This is a genomic window from Agromyces intestinalis, assembly GCF_008365295.1.
GTDB classification, from domain to species: Bacteria; Actinomycetota; Actinomycetes; order Actinomycetales; family Microbacteriaceae; genus Agromyces; species Agromyces intestinalis.
On record NZ_CP043505.1, the window covers coordinates 3019167 to 3037438 of the forward strand.

15 protein-coding genes and 1 rRNA gene are annotated in these 18272 nt (G+C 72.0%); 9 read left to right on the forward strand and 7 right to left on the reverse strand.

The window, feature by feature from the left end; translation table 11 throughout:
* Positions 1-67: 67 nt before the first annotated feature.
* From rrf to pnuC, 3 genes are all read left to right on the forward strand, one after another.
* Positions 68-184, forward strand: a 5S ribosomal RNA gene (gene rrf / locus FLP10_RS13725).
* 119 nt (positions 185-303) lie between these two features.
* Complete coding sequence (locus FLP10_RS13730; RefSeq protein WP_149161380.1) at positions 304-2187, forward strand: thioredoxin domain-containing protein; 1884 nt, start codon at positions 304-306, stop codon at positions 2185-2187.
* Positions 2184-2870 carry a nicotinamide riboside transporter PnuC gene (gene pnuC / locus FLP10_RS13735; protein WP_149161381.1) on the forward strand — a complete coding sequence of 229 codons (687 nt, stop codon included), beginning with the start codon at positions 2184-2186 and terminating at the stop codon, positions 2868-2870. Before FLP10_RS13730 ends, pnuC begins: the two co-directional genes overlap by 4 nt.
* On the opposite strand, the gene FLP10_RS13740 is transcribed toward pnuC, so the two are convergent.
* Positions 2821-3153 (reverse strand): hypothetical protein, encoded by a 333-nt coding sequence (locus FLP10_RS13740; RefSeq protein ID WP_149161382.1) that lies wholly within the window; start codon positions 3151-3153, stop codon positions 2821-2823. The two genes, pnuC and FLP10_RS13740, sit on opposite strands and share 50 nt — an antisense overlap.
* A gap of 122 nt (positions 3154-3275) precedes the next feature.
* Between FLP10_RS13740 and FLP10_RS13745 the strand changes: the two genes are divergently transcribed.
* Positions 3276-4907 carry a methyltransferase gene (locus FLP10_RS13745; RefSeq protein WP_149161383.1) on the forward strand — a complete coding sequence of 544 codons (1632 nt, stop codon included), beginning with the start codon at positions 3276-3278 and terminating at the stop codon, positions 4905-4907.
* Here FLP10_RS13745 and FLP10_RS13750 read toward each other — a convergent pair.
* The gene (locus tag FLP10_RS13750) at positions 4904-5329 is read right to left on the reverse strand and encodes a DUF1761 domain-containing protein (RefSeq protein WP_149161384.1); all 426 of its coding nucleotides are present in this window, start codon (positions 5327-5329) and stop codon (positions 4904-4906) included. The two genes, FLP10_RS13745 and FLP10_RS13750, sit on opposite strands and share 4 nt — an antisense overlap.
* A 126-nt stretch (positions 5330-5455) precedes the next feature.
* Between FLP10_RS13750 and FLP10_RS13755 the strand changes: the two genes are divergently transcribed.
* The 3 genes from FLP10_RS13755 to FLP10_RS13765 all read left to right on the forward strand — a co-directional run bounded on the left by FLP10_RS13755 (position 5456) and on the right by FLP10_RS13765 (position 8508).
* Complete coding sequence (locus FLP10_RS13755; RefSeq protein ID WP_149161385.1) at positions 5456-6388, forward strand: nuclease-related domain-containing protein; 933 nt, start codon at positions 5456-5458, stop codon at positions 6386-6388.
* Between the two features lie 254 nt (positions 6389-6642).
* Positions 6643-7923: a M18 family aminopeptidase gene (locus FLP10_RS13760; RefSeq protein WP_149161386.1), complete on the forward strand. Its 1281-nt coding sequence runs from the start codon at positions 6643-6645 to the stop codon at positions 7921-7923.
* Positions 7924-8001: 78 nt separating this feature from the next.
* Positions 8002-8508 carry a rhodanese-like domain-containing protein gene (locus FLP10_RS13765; protein ID WP_149161387.1) on the forward strand — a complete coding sequence of 169 codons (507 nt, stop codon included), beginning with the start codon at positions 8002-8004 and terminating at the stop codon, positions 8506-8508.
* Positions 8509-8523: 15 nt separating this feature from the next.
* On the opposite strand, the gene FLP10_RS13770 is transcribed toward FLP10_RS13765, so the two are convergent.
* Together FLP10_RS13770 and FLP10_RS13775 are read right to left on the reverse strand one after the other, a co-directional pair.
* A complete protein-coding gene (locus FLP10_RS13770) occupies positions 8524-9402 on the reverse strand; it encodes a sulfurtransferase (RefSeq protein ID WP_149161388.1) in 879 nt (292 codons plus the stop codon).
* Between the two features lie 79 nt (positions 9403-9481).
* Entirely contained in the window at positions 9482-10888 is a 1407-nt protein-coding gene (locus FLP10_RS13775) for an L-serine ammonia-lyase (protein WP_149161389.1), read from the reverse strand.
* A 270-nt stretch (positions 10889-11158) separates the two neighbouring features.
* On the opposite strand from FLP10_RS13775, the gene FLP10_RS13780 reads away from it, so the two are divergent.
* Together FLP10_RS13780 and FLP10_RS13785 are read left to right on the forward strand one after the other, a co-directional pair.
* The gene (locus tag FLP10_RS13780; RefSeq protein ID WP_149161390.1) at positions 11159-12157 is read left to right on the forward strand and encodes an ATP-binding cassette domain-containing protein; all 999 of its coding nucleotides are present in this window, start codon (positions 11159-11161) and stop codon (positions 12155-12157) included.
* Complete coding sequence (locus FLP10_RS13785) at positions 12154-12981, forward strand: ABC transporter permease (protein ID WP_149161391.1); 828 nt, start codon at positions 12154-12156, stop codon at positions 12979-12981. The genes FLP10_RS13780 and FLP10_RS13785 overlap by 4 nt, the downstream gene beginning before the upstream one ends.
* A gap of 17 nt (positions 12982-12998) precedes the next feature.
* On the opposite strand, the gene FLP10_RS13790 is transcribed toward FLP10_RS13785, so the two are convergent.
* From FLP10_RS13790 to FLP10_RS13800, 3 genes are read right to left on the reverse strand one after another with little or no spacing between them, the layout of a single operon-like run.
* Positions 12999-16271, reverse strand: a complete 3273-nt coding sequence (locus tag FLP10_RS13790; RefSeq protein WP_149161392.1) for an AfsR/SARP family transcriptional regulator — start codon at positions 16269-16271, stop codon at positions 12999-13001.
* Positions 16272-16319: 48 nt separating this feature from the next.
* A complete protein-coding gene (locus FLP10_RS13795) occupies positions 16320-16913 on the reverse strand; it encodes a CoA-binding protein (protein WP_149161393.1) in 594 nt (197 codons plus the stop codon).
* On the reverse strand, positions 16910-18223 hold the full coding sequence (locus tag FLP10_RS13800; RefSeq protein ID WP_149161394.1) for an O-acetylhomoserine aminocarboxypropyltransferase/cysteine synthase family protein: 1314 nt from the start codon (positions 18221-18223) through the stop codon (positions 16910-16912). The genes FLP10_RS13795 and FLP10_RS13800 overlap by 4 nt, the downstream gene beginning before the upstream one ends.
* Positions 18224-18272 lie beyond the last annotated feature (49 nt).

Below are 18272 nucleotides of genomic sequence, written 5' to 3' on the forward strand. Positions count from 1 at the left end.
CAGAACAGTGTTCGAAACACAGACCACCAACCCCCACCCACCCGGGCGGGCACGTTGGTTCTAGAGTTTCGGCGGCCATAGCGTCAGGGAAACGCCCGGACACATTCCGAACCCGGAAGCTAAGACTGACAGCGCCGATGGTACTGCAGGGGCGACCCTGTGGGAGAGTAGGACACCGCCGGACATCCTTTCGAGAGGAGCCGCCCAGAGATGGGCGGCTCTTCTTGGTTAACGCCCGCTTCGTTCACCCGCTCGCTGCGACGCACTCCGGCGCGGGCACGCGCTCGGCAATACGCTGGTCGTATGGCCGATCGACTCGCGAACGCGGTGAGCCCGTATCTCCGGGCGCATGCCGACAACCCGGTCGACTGGTACCCGTGGGGTGAAGAGGCCTTCGCCGCCGCGGTCGAGCGCGGCGTTCCGGTGATGATCTCGATCGGCTACGCCACGTGCCACTGGTGCCACGTGATGGCCCGTGAGAGCTTCAGCGATCCGGCGATCGCGCAGCTGCTGAACGAACGTTTCGTCGCGATCAAGGTCGACCGGGAGGAGCATCCCGAGGTCGATGGCGCGTACCTGGCCGCGGCGAGTGCGTTCACGCGCCAACTCGGCTGGCCGTTGACGGTCTTCGCCGACCCGAAAGGTCGGGCGTTCTACGCCGGCACGTACTTCCCGCCGCGCGCGGTCGGCGGGGTCCCGGCGTTCCGCGAGGTGCTGCTCGCGGTCGATGAGGCGTGGCACGATCGGCGGGATGAGCTCGATGCCACGGCGTCGGCCGTCGCCGAGGCACTGGCCGAGGCATCCGTGTTCGGTCCCGAGTCCGCGCCGCCGCAGCGCGCGGTGCTCGAACGCGCCGCTGCGCAACTCGCGGCCGGCGAGGATCCGGTGCACGGGGGGTTCGGCGGTGCGCCGAAGTTCCCGGTCGCGCCCGTGCTGGCGTTCCTCGCGGGCATGGGCGGCGATCCGCGTGCGCTCGCGCGGCGGACGCTGCTGCGGATGGGGGCGTCGCCGCTGCGCGACCCGGTCGACGGGGGGTTCTTCCGGTACGCGACCCGGGCCGACTGGAGCGAACCGCACTACGAGCGAATGCTGTCGGACAACGCGCTGCTGCTCGGGCTCGCGGCCGAGCTCATCGCGGATGCGCGACGCTCGGCTTCGGCCGACGCGCCGCGGCTCGAGGCGCTCGCCCGCGACCTGGTGCGGTTCCTGCTCGAGACGATGCGGGTGCCGGGCGGCGGCTTCGCGAGCGCACAGGACTCCGAGAGCACCATCGACGGCGTACGCAACGAGGGCGGATACTACGCGCGCGACCGCGACGGGCGGGCGGGGCTCGAGCCGCCACCGCTCGATGAGAAGATCCTCACGGGATGGAACGGGCTCGCGATCGGCGCTTTGGCGAGGGCGGGGGCGGTGCTCGGGGACGACGCGGCGATCGCCGCAGCGCGAGAGACCGCCGACTGGCTGCTCGAGCGCCACGTGACCGACGACGGCCGACTGCTGCGCGCGTCTCGCGACGGCGTCGCGTCCACCGCGAGCTCGACGCTCGAGGACACGGGCATGTTGGCGGGCGGCCTCATCGAGGTCGCTGCGGCCACCGGCGACGTGCGCTACGCCGCAGCCGCACGCGACCTCGTCGACGCCGCGATCGACGCGGGCACCGCGGCATCCAGCTCCGCCTCCGGGTTCGCAGCACCCGACGGCGCCGATCCGGTGCTTGCCGCCCGGGGTCTCGCCCTGCCGGCCGACCCCGCGGAGGGGGCCGCTCCGTCGGGCATCACGACGATCGCCGACGCGGCGCGGCTGCTGCACGCGCTCGGCGCGGGCGATCGGTACCGAGATGCCGCGGAGCGGGCGGCATCCGCGCTCGTGGACCCCGCGCTCGCGCGCCCGATCGCGTTCGGCGGCACCCTGCGCCTGCTCGCCGACCTCGACGCGCCGCTCGTGCAGGTGGTCACCGTCGTCGCGGCGGCCGGCGCAGCGTCGGAGCTCGCCGACGAGACGCGTCAGCACGAGGCATCCGTCGCCGTCGTCGTGACCGACGCCCAGGCCGCAGCCTTCGCCGAGGCCGGGTTCGAGCTGTTCGAAGCGCGGAGCTCGGGTGGCGACGCGCTCGCCTACCGGTGCGAGGCGTTCGTCTGCGCGCTGCCCGTCGGCGACGCCGACCGGCTGCGGAGCCTCGCCGCATGAACCCGATCGAGTGGCTGTTCGACGCGACCCTCGTGATCGGCGACCAGCAGATCCTCTGGCGCGAGATCGTCGGCAACCTCTTCGGTCTCGCGAGTGCGATCGGCGGGCTGCGACGCAAGGTCTGGGCGTGGCCGGTCGGCATCGTCGGCAACCTGCTGCTGCTCACGGTGTTCCTCGGCGCGGTGTTCGGCACGCCGAACCCGGTGAACCTGCTCGGTCAGGCGGGCCGGCAGATCATGTTCATCACGGTGTCGGTCTACGGATGGATCCGGTGGTCGCAGCACCGGCACGTCGCCGACACGGCGGTCGACCCGCACTGGGCCGGCTGGAAGGTGCGGCTGGCACTGGTCGCCGTCATGCTCGGCGGCACGCTGCTGCTCACACCCGTGTTCCGCGCGCTGGGCTCGTTCGAGCCGGTGTGGGCCGATGCGTGGATCTTCGTCGGGTCGCTGCTGGCGACGTGGGGCATGGCGAAGGGGTGGACCGAGTTCTGGTTGATCTGGGTCGCGGTCGACGCGGTCGGCGTGCCGCTGCTCATCAGCGCCGGGTACTGGGCGTCGGCGACGCTCTACCTCGTGTACGGCGCGTTCACGATCTTCGGGTTCTTCACGTGGATGCGCGTGCAGCGGCGGGCTACCAGCTCGACGGCACCCGGTCGAGCATCGACCACACCGCGCGACTGAGCTCGGGGTGATCGGCCGCGATGTCGCGCAGCACCTCGAACTCGAACCTGGCCGCGTCGCCGGCCTTCGCGGTCGGGTGATAGGCGCGGGCCCGAGCGGGACTCCAGCGCTCGGAATGCAGGCGCTCTTCGCGGAGCGTCGCGACGACCTGCTCGTCGACCGACGGCAGTTCGGGCAGGAACGCCCACGGGTCTTCGCCGAGCCGGCAGCGCAGCTCGATGAGCGCGGACAATTCGTCGCGCGCCTCCTGGCGGAGTTGTTCCAGTGTCGTCGACTGCGGCATCGCGACCTCCCCTCGCTCTCTCGATGCTAGTCACGCTACGGGGTACGTGTGACGCGCGGGTTACGTCGGGCGTCCCCGGATGTCGGCAGGATGACGCGCTGGTGACCGGGTTGAATGGGGGCATGGGCTTGGAGTCACGCTTCGACGTCGCGCCGGATGCCGCGTCCGCCGATCTCGTCGACCGGTTGCGCACCGACCTCGAACGCACGCCGTACACGGTCGACGCGATCGAGGCGCTGTGGGAACGGCGGATCGCGGTCGCGCGCACGCACCCGGGCGACGCGCTTCGGCGCGGGCACCGGGTGCCCGCGGAGCGGGCGCTTGCGGAGGTCGACGCGACGGATGCCGCGCTCGCGACACTGGTGCGGTTCCTGCTGCTCGGTCTGCGCGTCGACGCCGACGCGCTCGGCGCCGCCCTGCCGACGCTCGGCGTCGGCGGCGCGATCGAACTGGGGCTCGCGGTATCCGACCGCTCTGATCCCGACCTGGTGACGCCGCTGATCGACCTGCGGCCGTACGCGTTCACCGACGCGATCGGCGCGGACGAATGGTGGATCGCATCGGACCTCGGCGAGCTCGCGGTCGGTGGCGCGCTGCCCGAGGACCACGTGCTCGGCGTCGGCGGGGCGTCCACGACGCTGAGCGGCCTCATCGTGCAGCGGCCCGCCCACCGCACGCTCGACCTGGGCACCGGCAGCGGCATCCAGGCCCTGCACGCATCGCGGTTCAGCGACCGGGTGATCGCGACCGACATCTCGGCGCGCGCACTGGCGCTCGCCCGGTTCGCCGCGGCGTTGAACCGCGTCGACACGATCGAGTTCCGCATCGGCAGCCTCTACGAGCCGGTCGCGGGCGAGCGGTTCGACCGGATCGTGTCGAACCCGCCGTTCGTCATCACGCCACGGGTCGAGGGCGTGCCGAGCTACGAGTACCGCGACGGCGGACTCGTCGGCGACGGCATCGTCGAGGCGGTCGTACGCGGCGCCGCCGAACACCTCGCGCCGGGCGGCATCGCGCAGTTCCTCGCGAACTGGGAGTATCGCGGCGGCACGGATGGCGGCACGGACGGCGACAGCGATGGCGACGGCCTCGCTCGGGTCGTCGGATGGCTCGCCGGCACCGGGCTCGAGTACTGGATCGTCGAACGCGAACGTCAGGATCCGAGCGCCTACGCCGAGACGTGGATCCGCGACGGTGGCACCCGGCCGGGGTCGGCCGAGTTCGAGGCGCTGCACGCGGCATGGCTCGATGACTTCGCCCGGCGCGGCGTCGACTCGGTCGGATTCGGGTACGTGCTGCTGCGCCGACCCGGAGGCGGGCGAGCGCCGACGCTGCGTCGCGTGGAACGCCGGCACGGCCCGGTCGGCGACAACCCGGGCGGTCTCGGCGCGCACTTCGACGCGGTGCTCGAGGCATCCGACATCGTGGACGCGCTCGACGACGATGCCCTGCGCGGCCTCGCCCTCGTCGTCGCGCCCGACGTCACCGAGGAACGCCACCACTGGCCCGGCGCCGAGCAGCCGACCGCGATCCTGCTGCGCCAAGGCGGCGGATTCGGGCGGGCGATCGACGCGGGCACCGCGCTCACCGCGCTGGTCGGGGCATCCGACGGATCATTGCCGCTCGGAGCGATCTCGGACGCGATCGCCGACCTGCTCGACGCCGATGCCGTCGCGCTCTGGGCCGAGCTCGCACCCGAGGTGCGCGCGCTCGTGCACGACGGACTGCTCGTGCCGGCCGCGCACCAGTCCTAGACGGTGCCGGCCGGCGGCCACACGCCGATGATGAGCGCCATCACGACCACGGTGACGAGCTCGTGCGCGATGTTCATGAGGGTGAGCGCCGGTGGCCGCCCCTCGAACGCGTCGTGCGTGATGAAGCGGGCCGCGGTGAACCCCGCCCACAGCATGGTGCCGACGCCGAGCGCGAGGCCGAGGTAGCCGCCGCCCCACGCCACCCACGCCGTCTGCGTGGTGATCGCCAGCACCCACGCGGTGATGAAGCTGACGACGACCGTGGTGATGACGGCGCCGAACGCGTTGCCGGGGTTGTCGAGGTCGACCTTCGCGAGTTCGGCCCACCGTCTGCCGAACACCTTCGGCGTGTACCAGATCGAGCCGATCACGAGTGTCGAGAGCGTCGCGAGGATGACCGCCCAATAGTTCACGTCCAGCATGGTGCGCCTCCGTCTCGGGCCCGCGTCAGGACCCGCCTGCGCGGAGTCTATCCACGAGGCATGCTCGCTTCAGGCGCGGCTCGGCGGGCGCGGGTATTCTCATCTCGCACCCCCGAAAGCGAGCCCATGGCCGACAGTCCGCTCTCCGCGTCCCCGTACGAGATCATCGGCGTCTCCGCCGACGCCGACGACGCAGCGCTGCGCGCGGCCTACCGGCGTGCCCTGCGGCAGGCGCACCCCGACACCGGCGGCGACCCCGCCGCATTCCACGCGGTGCAGCGCGCGTGGGCGATGATCGGCACGCCCGAGGCTCGGGCCGCGTACGACCGAGGGCGAGGCTACGGCACCGCCGACGCGTCGCGTGAGGCCTGGGCGCCCGCCGCCCCTCGGGCGCGGCGCGACTCGCGGCCCCTCGCCCGCTCGTACGGGCATCCCGGCGGGTTCTCGCGCGAGCGGTACCTCGAGCTGATCCGCGAGTGGGTGGGCCGCGGCGTCACGGTCGACGACCCGTACGACCCGGCGCTCGTGCGCGGCGCGCCCCGCGACATCCGTCACCTGCTCGCCGACGCCCTCGTCGAGGAGCAGACCGCGCGGTCGCTCGCGACACTCGGCATCGCGTACACCGTCTGGCACGACCTCGCAACGGATGCCGCGGGCCCGAGCCTTCCGCCGAAGCTCGACCATCTCGTGCTCGGCCCCTCCGGGTTGTTCGCGATCCAGTCGGAGGACTGGGGCGGCGAGGTCTCGCTGCGACGCACCGAGGTCGTCGGCGAGGTGCTCGGACGCGAGCGACCGGTGCACGCGCTCGCCGCGCGCGCGAAGGCGATCTCGCGGGCGGCGAGGGTGAAGCCCACCGCGCTCATGGTGGTCGTGCCCGACGAGCACCTCGCCGAGCCGCTGCAGGTCGGCGGCACGGTGCGCGGCGCCGTCGTCGCGCTCGTGCGATCGTCGCGGCTGGCGAGCGCGGTGCGCGAGGGGCTGCCCGGCTCGGCGCACCTCGGCGGCACCGAGGTCATGGAGGTGCGCTCGCGGCTGCAGGCCGTGGTGCGGTTCGCGTAGCGAACATCGCGGTCCTCGGGCCCGGTCATGGTGCAAGCGTGAGGATGTATCCCTGCGTGACAGCGGGGCTGAGACTCGATTTCCCGCACGAGGTGGATGCCTCCCACAGCCTGCCGGGGAAACAGGATGAGCCGGGTCAAGGGTGCTGTGGGCAGGGGATGATGCGGCTGGTCCTGTTTTCGCGGTGCGGGCGCTCCTCGACCAGCTGATGCGGCGCTTCCCGTCCGGTGCCGCACCAGTGGTTGGATGGAGGGATGCCGACCGCTGCCTCGCTCACCGACCCCGACGCGTTCTTCGCCGACTTCGCCGATTTCGTCTCGGCCTCGCCCTCGTCGTACCACGCGGCCGCCGAGGTCGCGCGGCGGCTCGAGGCGGCCGGGTTCGCTCGGCTCGAGGAGCGAGACGGCTGGCCGACCGGACCCGGCCGCCGGTTCGTCGTGCGCGACGGCGCGGTCATCGCGTGGGTCGAGCCCGAGGGTGCCGAGGCGCTGACGCCGTTCCGGCTGCTCGGTGCGCACACCGACTCTCCCGGGTTCAAGCTGAAGCCCAACCCGTCGACGGCGGCGGCGGGGCTGCTGCAGGCCGGCGTCGAGGTGTACGGCGGGCCGTTGCTGAACTCGTGGCTCGACCGCGAGCTCGAACTCGCCGGGCGGCTCGTCACCCGTGACGGTGTCGAGCACCTCGCCCGCACGGGGCCGCTGCTGCGCATCCCGCAGCTGGCGATCCACCTCGATCGCGAGATCGGCCAGGGGCTGGTTCTCGACAAGCAGACCCACACCCAGCCCGTCTGGGGCGCGGGCGAGCCGGGCGACGTGCTCGAGGTGCTCGCCGCGGACGCGGGAGTCGCAGCATCCGACATCGTCGGCTACGACGTGCTGACCGCGCCGGCCACGCCGCCCGCGCGGTTCGGCCGGGACGCGGTGTTCGTCGCCTCGGGCCGGATGGACAACCTCACCTCGGTGTACGCGGGGCTGATCGCACTGCTGGATGCGCCGACGGATGCCGCGCATGCGAGCCTGCTCGCCGCATTCGACCACGAGGAACTCGGCTCGGAGTCGCGCTCGGGCGCGAGCGGGCCGTTCCTCGAGGACGTGCTGGCGCGCATCGCGGCCGGGCGCGGGGCCGACGAGGAGGCGCGGCGGCGTGCGTTCGCCGAGTCGTGGCTCGTCTCGAGCGACGCGGGGCACGCGGTGCACCCGAACTATCCCGAGAAGCACGACCCGGTGAACCGACCCGTGCTCGGCGGTGGTCCGCTGTTGAAGCTCAACGCCAATCAGCGGTATGCGAGCGACGCGCACGGTGCCGCGCTCTGGCGCGAGATGTGCGAGCGGGCGGGCGTGGCGGTGCAGGCATTCGTGTCGAACAACCGGATTCCGTGCGGCTCGACGATCGGGCCGCTCGCGGCGACGCGGCTCGGGATCCGCACGGTGGATGTCGGGGCTCCGCTGCTGTCGATGCACTCGGCGCGGGAGCTCGCGCATCTGGATGACCTGCGCGGGCTGGCTGCGGCGGTCGCGGGGTTCTTCGCGGGGTGAGGCAGCTTGGCAGAATGTCGACGAACGTCGACGGATTCCGCCGGGCACTCGTGCGGAGCATCCTGACATGCTCGGCACATGACTGAAGTCGCCACCGCCACCTCCGCCCTGTTCGACCACGTCGCGTCCGCCGAGAACGCGGTGCGGCACTTCCGAGGGCGGCTGGCATACGAGACGGATGTCTCGGACGTGCGCGCCGCGCTCGATTCGGATGCTCGGGGCTTCACACTCATCGACACCCGCAACGACCAGGCGTGGGCGCAGGGGCACGTGCCGGGTGCGGTGCACCTGCCGACCCGTCGCATCCGCGACGAGGTGGCCGACCTGGTGCCGGCCGGGACGCCGGTCGTCGTCTACTGCTGGGGCCCCGGATGCAACGGCGCCACACGCGCCGCGCTCGAGCTCGCGCTGCTCGGGTATCCCGTCAAGGAGATGATCGGCGGGTTCGAGTACTGGGTGCGCGAGGGGTTCGCGTTCGAGACCGCCGACGGGCCGGTGCAGCCAGCCGTGGACGCGACCGTGAACGTCGCGCCCGCGGCGGTGCCGGCCGGGCAGAGCGTCGGGGCGATCTCGTGCGCCTGCTAGCTGCCCGATATTCGGTCAGGCGGCGGTCACGAGCGGTGCGTCGGGGTCGTCGCCCCACTCGTTGAGCGACCCGTCGTAGACCCGCACACCGGTGCGCCCCTGCACCGTCAGCGCGAGCGCGCCGAGTGAGGCCGCGATGCCGGCCGCGCAGTACAGGATGACCGGACCCTCGTCGGGCACGGCGGCATGCGCCGCGACCAGGCTCGCAGGCTCGACGACGCGGTTGGATGTCGGATCGACGAGCGCTGCGGCCGGCACGTTCACGCTGCCCGGGATATGGCCCGACGGGCCCGGGATTCCCGAATCGCCGCGGAAGACCGCCGGCGGCAGCGAGCACACGAGCGCCGCGGGGGCGGAGCCGTCGAGGACCGCCTCGACATCGGCGCGATCGGCCCAGAAGCCGGGGAGCGCGACGGGTTCGAACTCGGTCGCGGCCTGGTGGGGCTCGACGTGCCCGGTCTCGACCGGGAGCGCGGCCCCGCGCCAGGCGGCGAGGCCGCCGTCGAGCACCGCTGCGCGTTCGAGACCGAACGAGCGGAGCAACCACCAGAGGCGGGCGGCGAAGCGCCCGTTCGCCGTATCGTAGAGCACCACACTCGACTCGGCGCCGATGCCGACCTCGGCGGCCGCGGCGCGGACCCGGTCGGCGTCGGGCAGTGTGAACGGGTGACGGCCGGACGGGTCGGAGAACGACTCGAGCAGGTCGGCGAAGCCCGCCCCGGGAAGGTGGCCGTCGATGAGGTAGCGGTCGAGACCGCTCACCCACGCCTTGCCGCCGCCGGGCGCGTCGACGAGCAGCGTCGTCGCGTCGAGCACGACGAGGCGCGGGTCGTCGAGTCGTTCGGCGAGCCAGTCGACGGAGACGAGAGGGCCGGGAAGCTCGAGAGCGGTCATGCCGGGAAGGCTACGCCTCAGCGCTGGCGGCGGGGCATCCCTGGCGAAACCGGGCGAAATGTGCGGGGTGCTCGCCCGCTCAGCACTCGATGACGTTGACGGCGAGGCCGCCCTCGCTCGTCTCCTTGTACTTCGTCATCATGTCGAGGCCGGTCTGACGCATCGTCTCGATGACCGTATCGAGGGAGACGAGGTGGGTTCCGTCGCCGTGCAGGGCGAGTCGCGCCGCCGATACCGCCGTCGAGGCAGCGATCGCGTTGCGCTCGATGCACGGCACTTGCACGAGCCCCGCGACCGGGTCGCAGGTGAGCCCGAGGTGGTGCTCCATCGCGATCTCGGCCGCGTTCTCGACCTGGCGCGGGGTGCCGCCGAGCACGGCGCACAGCGCCCCCGCGGCCATCGCGCACGCCGAGCCGACCTCGGCCTGGCAGCCGCCCTCGGCACCCGAGATGGAGGCGTTCTTCTTCACGAGGCTCGCGATCGCCGCCGCCGTGAGCAGGAACCGTCGGATGCCAGCGCGGTCAGCGCCGGGCACGAACCGCAGGTAGTAGTGGCCGACGGCCGGGAGGATTCCCGCCGCGCCGTTCGTTGGGGCGGTGACCACGCGTCCGCCCGACGCGTTCTCTTCGTTCACCGCGAGAGCGAACGCGTGCAGCCACTCGATCGAGGTATCGCGGGCGGCGCTGGCGTGCGCCTGCTCGTCGTGGTCGTACGCGTCGAGCCGGCGTCGCACCTCGGGCGCGCGGCGCTTCACGCCGAGCCCGCCGGGCAGCGTGCCCTCGGTGTCGAGGCCGTGCGCGACGCACTCGGCCATCGCGTCCCAGATCGCGTCGAGCCCGGCGTCGATGCCGGCCTCGCCGTGGATGGCGACCTCGTTGTGCCGCGCGATGTCGCAGAGGGACACGCCGTGCGCGTCGCAGAGGCCGATCAGTTCGGCCGCGTTCGAGTACGGCAGCGGGTACCGCAGGGCCTCGGCCTCTTCGCGGGTCTCGCCTTCGCGGCGGATGAACCCGCCGCCGACGGAGTAGTAGGTCTCTTCGGCGAGCGGCAGCGCGTCGTCACCCCAGGCCTGGAGGGTCAGCGCGTTCGGATGCCCCGGAAGCCGCGTGCGGGGTTCGAGCGAGACATCCGTGCTGCGCATGCGGATCGGATGCCGGCCCGCGAGTCGGACGGTGCCGGAGTCGTCTCCGGCGTCATCGGCATCGTCGAGTCGCGTCCACGCGCCGCGCACCAGATCGGGGTCGCAGTCTTCGGGGCGGAGCCCCGAGAGCCCGGCGACGACCGCGTCGGGGGTGCCGTGGCCGAGTCCGGTCGCGCCGAGCGAGCCGTACAGCGAGCACGTGACGCGCCGCACCCGATCGAGTCCGCCCCGCTGGTCGATGCGATCGACGAAGTCCGCCGCGGCCCGCATCGGCCCGACGGTGTGCGAACTCGAGGGCCCGATCCCGATCGAGAACAGATCGAGGGCTGAGACGAACGCTGTCACATCTTCAAGGATACGTGGCAGATCGCGCAGTTATCCGGCGCGGCAGCGGTGCATCCTGCGTAGACGGGGGTCGGATGTCACGAAACCTCCGCCGCGGCGGCTCAGGTCGAGTCGGCCGATACTCGCAGCTCATGACGAGGCATCCGACCGGTCGCCTCTTGCACGTCGCGCACTCCGCGACGAGTCGCTGCAAGCGCCGCGACAGCGCGGCGTGAGCCTGCCCCGGAACACTCGGATCGTGGCATCGACATCTCCAGAAAGGAAACCGCGATGACAGCATCACCCTGGGCCGTCGAGGCCGACGGGCTCGTCAAGGTCTTCGGCCAGAACCGCGCCGTCGACGGCGTCGACCTGCGGGTCGCGACCGGCACCGTGTACGGCGTGCTCGGCCCGAACGGCGCCGGCAAGACCACCACCATCAACATGCTCGCGACCCTGCTGCGACCCGACGGCGGCACGGGCCGCATCTTCGGCCATGACGTCGTCAAGGAACCGCAGGTCGTGCGCCAGCTGATCGGGGTGACCGGGCAGTTCGCATCGGTCGACGAGACGCTCTCGGCCACCGAGAACCTCGTCATCTTCTCGCGCCTGCTCGGTCTCAGCCGGGCCGAGGCTCGCGCCAAGTCCGAGGACCTGCTCGAGCGCTTCGGCCTCTCCGAGGCGGCCAGACGCCCGCTGAAGAAGTTCTCCGGCGGCATGCGCCGCCGCCTCGACCTCGCAGCGTCCCTCATCGCGCAGCCGCCGCTCATCTTCCTCGATGAGCCGACCACAGGACTCGACCCGCGCACGCGCGGTCAGATGTGGGACACGATCCGCGAGCTCGTCTCGACCGGATCGACCGTCGTGCTCACGACGCAGTACCTCGACGAGGCCGACCAACTCGCCGACCGCATCGCTGTCATCGACCGGGGCCGGGTGGTCGCCGAGGGAACCGCCGACGAGCTGAAGGCATCGGTCGGCACCTCGTCGCTGCAGCTTCGACTCGCCGACCCGGCCGACACCGACGACGCACTCCGCGTCATCGCACGAGTCCTCGGCGTCCACGGCACGCTCTCGCCCGAAGCGGCGCGCATCACTGCGCCGATGGCCGACCCCGACCGGGTCGCCGACCTCCTCATCACCCTCCGCGAGGCCGGCATCCACCTCACCGAGATGAGCGTGCAGAAGCCGACGCTCGACGAGGTCTTCCTCACCATCACCGGTCACGATGCGACCGACCAGACGGAACCCGCCGACCAGTCGAGCGAGAAGGAGCAGGTGAACGCATGAGCACCCTCACCGCACCCACCAGGATCGTCCCGGCCTCCGAGCGCCGGCTGAAGAACACCACGAGCATCGCCCAGACGCTGCAGAACACGTTCACGATGGCCTACCGCGGCCTGGTGAAGATCCGGCGCACCCCTGAGCAGCTCATCGACGTCACGGTGCAGCCGATCATCTTCACGCTGATGTTCACGTACATCTTCGGCGGCGCCATCGCCGGCGACGTCGCGAGCTATCTGCCGATCATCATTCCCGGCATCCTGGTGCAGACGGTCATCACGACCTCGGTCGTGACGGGCGTGCAGCTGCGAGAGGATATGGACAAGGGCGTGTTCGATCGGTTCCGATCGCTGCCGATCGCGCGCATCGCGCCGCTGTCGGGGGCGCTGCTGGCCGACACGCTCCGCTACGCGATCGCGACGACGCTGACCTTCGTCATGGGGTTCGTGATGGGCTTCCGCCCCGAAGGCGGGCTCAGCGCGGTCATCGGCGCCGGGCTCCTCGTCATCGCGTGCTCGTGGGCCGTCAGCTGGATCTTCGCGTTCTTCGGCGTCATCGCTCGGTCAGCCGGCAGCGTGCAGGGCATCAGCTTCCTGATCCTGTTCCCCCTGACGTTCCTCTCGAACGCGTTCGTGCCCGCCGACACCATGCCCGACTGGCTGCAGTGGTTCGTCAACATCAACCCCGTGTCGCACCTCGTGACCGCCGTTCGCGAGCTCGTGAACAACGGCGTCGTCGGATCGGACGCGATGATCGCGCTCATCGGCGCGGCCGTCATCGTGGCGGTCTTCGCACCGCTCACGGTGCGCGCCTACATGCGCAAGGCGTGACCGCGCGCTTCGTGCGATCACCCCGACGGAACGGGCTCCGCCATCAGGGCGCGGGCCCGTTCCGTCTGTTCGTCGGGGGTCATCGCAGCGACGCGCTCGCGGGCGGCGGCGAGCCGGACGACACCGAGCTTCGGCGAGATGGTGTGCTCGATCGCCTCGCGGCCAAGGGCGGGCAGGTCCTGGCGGGAGCGCAGGGCTTCGGCGAGGGCGAACAGCTCGGCCGCCCGGTCGGCGAGCTCGGGATGCCCCGAAGCCCACGCGCTCCATCCGGCGGCGGTGGTGCCGAGCACCGGTCGGTCGGTGAAGTTGGGGCGGGCACGCAGCATCGCGGCGGTGCGGCGGCGGAGCAGCTCGGCCCACTCGGTCAGGTCGGCCTCGGGCCATCCTGACTGCATGCCGCCGGCGACGAAGCCGGCGAGCGTCAGCAGGAACCAGGGCGAGGAGCGCATCCGCGGGTCGGTGTACCCCTCGACGACGCCGCGAGCAAGCGCGACCGCCTCATCCTGCCGGCCCTGCAGTCGCGCGAGCTCGGCGCGGCCGAGCTCGGCCATCTTCGACAGCTCCACCCCGTCGGGGAACGCGGGATCCGCTTCGGTCAGGGCGTCGAAGCGCTCGGCGGCCTCGAGGGGGCGGTCGGCGGTGAGCAGCGCGATCGCGATGCGCCAGTCGACCTGGCGCAGGTCTTCGGTGGCCCCGATCGCGATGAGCGAAGCACGCGACTCCATCGCCCAGCGCAGCGTGCCCTCGGCGTCGCCGTCCTGTGCGGCGAGCTCGGCGAGCAGCGTCGCCGACATCGCCATCGCCCACACGTCGCCGAGTTCGGTGGCGATCGCGTGCGCGCGGCGACCGTCGGCGAGCGCGGCCTCGGGCTCGCCGGCGTTCTCGGCGAACTGCGTGCGCACGATGCTCGCGAGCAGCGCGGTCTCGGGATCGTCGGACTCGATCATCTCCTCGACCCGCTGCATCGTCGCCTCGAGGTCGGGCACGGCGAGGACGAACCCGCAGATGGCATCGAGCCATCGCGGCAGCGGGAGGCCGAGCCGGGCGACGACGCGGAGCCGTGCGAGCGCGCGGAGGCCGGTCATGGTGAAGACCGCGAAATTGGTTCCGGCGACGAGCGTGAACGAGAGGACGGTGGCGGTCGCGTCGGTCGCGGCCGGCCGGAACCCGCGAGTCGCGTCGAGTACCGCCGCACTGAACGCCACGATCTCGGAGTGGGCGCTTCGGACCGTCCAGAAGTACCCCAGGCAGGCGAACACCGCCACCAGCGTCGGCGCGTCGCGCCGATCGATGGATCGCCGCAGGATGGCGACCAGATTGTCTTGCTCGGCGGCGACGCGCGCGAGCCCCTCGATCTGGCCCGGGCCGCGGAGCGTGGTCAGGGTCGTCTCGCAGAACGCCCGCGCCCATCGGTCGATGGCCGTGAGGGCGGCCTCATTGCCGCCGGCATCGAGCTGCGATTGCCCGAACTCGCGCACCGTCTCGAGCATGCGGTAGCGCGGCCGGCCCGTCGAGTCTTCGGCCACCGAGAGCAGCGACTGCGCGATGAGGCCCTCGAGCACGTCGACGGCGGCGGGATCGTCGAGCACGGCCTCGGCCGCGTCGAGGGCGAAACCGTCGACGAACCAGGCGAGCCTCGGCAGCGCTCGTCGCTCGGCGTCGCTGAGCAGCGCCCAGCTCCACTCGATGACGGCAAGGAGGGTGCGCTGGCGTTCGGGCGCCGAGCGGTCGCCACCGGCGAGCAGCGCGAACCGGTCGCCGAGACGGGCCTCGACCTGTTCGACGCTCATCGAGCGGACGCGCGCCGCGGCCAGTTCGATCGCGAGCGGCAGTCCGTCGAGGCGCTCGCACAGGCGGGCGATCGGCTCGGCGGGGAGCGCCGCACCGGGACGCGCGGCCTGCGCGCGCTCGATGAACAGCTGCACGGCCGGCCCCGCCGGCGAGCCGATGCCGTCGCCGGCGGCGAGCGGGTCGAGGCGGTAGGTGCGCTCGGCGCCGATCTCGAGGGGGCTGCGGCTCGTCGCGAGCACGGTGAGGCCGGGCACCTCGGCGAGCAGGTCGGCGATCAAGGTCGCGGCGCCCTGAATGATCTGCTCGCAGTTGTCGACGACGAGCAGCGTCGGCTGCTCGCCGAGTTGGTCGACGATGCGCTCGCGCAGGTCGGGGCGCGGCGCGCGGTCGCTGAGGAGCGTGCCGGCGGCGCTCGCCTCGCGGATCCCGAGGGTCGATGCCAGCGCGAGCGGCACATCGTCGTCGGAGCGGATGCTCGCGAGCTCGGCGACGACCACGACCGGCGCCTCGGAGCGTGCAGCGACCGCCTGCGCGAGGCGGGTCTTGCCGAGGCCGCCGGTGCCGAGGATCGTCACGAGCCGGTGCCGGGCGAGGAGGGACTCGAGCCGGGCCACGTCTTCGTCGCGGCCGATGAGCGGGTTGGGCGCGGCACGCAGCCCGATGCGGGTGCGCGGCTGCGGCGCGGATGGCCCGACCGTCGCGGCAGGCGTTCCAGAACCGCCGGATGCCCCGTCGCCGTCGTCGCGCAGCAACTCGGCGTTGAGTGCGACGAGCGACGGCCCGGGTGAGATGCCCAGCTCGTCGCGCAGCGCGGCCCGGTACGCCGCGAACGCCGCGATCGCGTCGGTGCGTCGCCCGGCCGCGGCGAGCGCGCGCAGCCGCGTGTGCTGCAGATGCTCATCGAGCGGATGCCCCGCCGCGAGCGGCTCGAGTTCCGCCAGTGCCCCCGCGGGGTCGCCCGCGTCGAGCAGGCATCGGGCGCGCAGTTCGCGCAGGCCCAGCCGCAGCGCGGCGGATGCCTCGGCGAGTTCGGTGGCGGCGGGCGTGTCGCCCAGGTCGACGCCGGGTTCGCCGCGCCAGAGCGCGAGGGCCTCGTCGAGGCATCCGATCGCGTCGTCGAACCGGCCATCGCGCGCGAAGCCCGCCGCCTCCTGACCGAGCGCGCGGGCGCGTGCCGTATCGAGTTCGCTCGGCTCGATCGCGAGCGCGTACCCGCCCGGGCGCGACGCGATGACGTCGTCAGCGCTCGCCGCACGCAGACGCGACACCAGCGTCTGCAGTGCGGGCCTCACGTTGCGTGGCGGGTCGTCGCCCCACACCGTCTCGACGATCGCGTCGACGCCGTGGGTGCGCCCGACACCGGTTCCGGACGGGTCGGCGAGGGCGACGACGAGCGCCTTGCCGAGCACGCCGACGGGTTCGACGAGCACGCCGTCGCGACCCTCGATGAGCACGGGCCCGAGGAGCGCGACGCGGAGTCCCCGGTGATCGGTCGGCACCCGTCGAGCCTATCGCCGCGGCCGGAAGAGCCGTGCGGCGTATCCGCGCTATCGGATCGTCTTGCGGCTCGTGATCTGCCCGGTGTCGAAGCCGAGCAGGTGCAGACCGCCGTGGAACCGGGCGTGCTCGACCTTGATGCAGCGATCCATGACGACCGTGAGCCCCTGCTGCTCGCCGTAGTACGCGGCATCCTGGTTCCAGATGCCCAGCTGCACCCAGATCGTCTTCGCGCCGGCGGCGACGACCTCGTCGACCACCTGCGGGATGTCGCTGCCGCGACGGAACACCACGACGATGTCGGGCACCTCGGGCAGATCTTTCAGCGACGCGTACGCGGGCTGGCCGAGGATCTCGGCCGCGTTCGGGTTCACGAAATACAACCGGAAGTCGCTCGACTGCTGCAGGTAGGTGCCGACGAAGTAGCTCGAGCGGGTCGGGTTCGGCGAGGCGCCGACGATCGCGACCGACTTCGCCGCGTTCAGGATGCGCAGGCGCTGCTTCGCATCGGGGCCCACCCAGGTGCGCTGCGAGCGCAGCAGCTTCGCGAGCGGCGAACTGGCCGGCAGCTCGCAGGACAGGCCGTTCGCGAGTCGAACGGTCTCGGTGGTGTCGGCGACCTCAGTGGTCAGCGTGTCGGTCATCGCGTGCCTCCCGTTGCCTGGCCCTGCCCGGTGGCCTGGGCGAGGGCCTGATCGAGATCGTAGATGATGTCGTCGGCGTCTTCGAGGCCGACGGAGAGACGGATGACGCCGGGCAGCACGCCCGCGTCGACGAGCTGCTGCTCGGTGAGCTGGGCGTGCGTGGTCGACGCCGGGTGGATGATGAGCGTCTTCGCGTCGCCGATGTTCGCGACGTGGCTGGCGAGGTCGACCGACTCGATGAGCTTCTGACCGACCTCGCGGCCGCCCTTCACCTCGAAGCTGAACACCGAGCCCGGGCCCTGCGGAAGGTACTTCTGCGCGCGTTCGTGGTGCTGGTGGTTCGGCAGGCCCGCCCAGAACACGCGCTCGACACGTGCGTCCTGCTCGAGCCACTCGGCGACCACTCGGGCGTTGTCGACGTGGGCCTGGATGCGGTACGGCAGCGTCTCGACGCCCTGCGCGAGCAGGAACGCGGAGTGCGCCGGCAGCACGGGGCCGATGTCGCGCAGCTGTTCTGCGCGCAGGCGCGTGAGGAATGCGTACTCGCCGAAGTTGCCGCTCCACTCGAGGCCGCCGTAGCTGGGCACCGGCTCGCCGAACAGCGGGAACTTCTCGGAGTGCCAGTGGAACCGGCCGCTCTCGACGACCACGCCGCCGAGCGTCGTGCCGTGCCCGCCGAGGAACTTCGTCGCCGAGTGGGTGACGATGTCGGCGCCCCACTCGATCGGGCGGTTGAGGTACGGCGTCGCGATGGTCGAGTCGACGATGAACGGGATGCCGTGCGCGTGCGCGACGTCGGCGAGCGCCTCGAGGTCGGCGATCTCGCCCGAGGGGTTCGCGATGGTCTCGACGAACAGCGCCTTCGTGTTGTCGCGGATGGCGGCCGCGTAGTCGTCGGCGTCGGTGCCGGCGACGAACGTGGTCTCGACGCCGAATCGGCGGAGCGTGACATCCAACTGGGTGATCGAACCGCCGTAGAGCTGCGACGACGCGACGATGTGGTCGCCCGCGCCGACGAGCGAGGCGAAGGTGATGTACTGCGCGCTCAGCCCGCTCGCGGTCGCGACCGCGCCGAGGCCGCCCTCGAGGCTCGCCACGCGCTCTTCGAAGCTCGCGACCGTGGGGTTCGCGAGCCGCGAGTAGATGTTGCCGTACTTCTGCAGAGCGAACCGGGCGGCGGCATCGGCCGTGTCGTCGAACACGAAGGCCGTCGACTGGTAGATCGGGAGGGCGCGTGCGCCCGTCACCGCATCGGGGATGTTGCCGGCGTGGATCGCACGCGTCTTGAAGCCGTATTCGCGGTCTGCCATGCCGTTCAGGGTATCCGCGCGCGGCGGGCGCGACGCCCGCAGGTCGTCA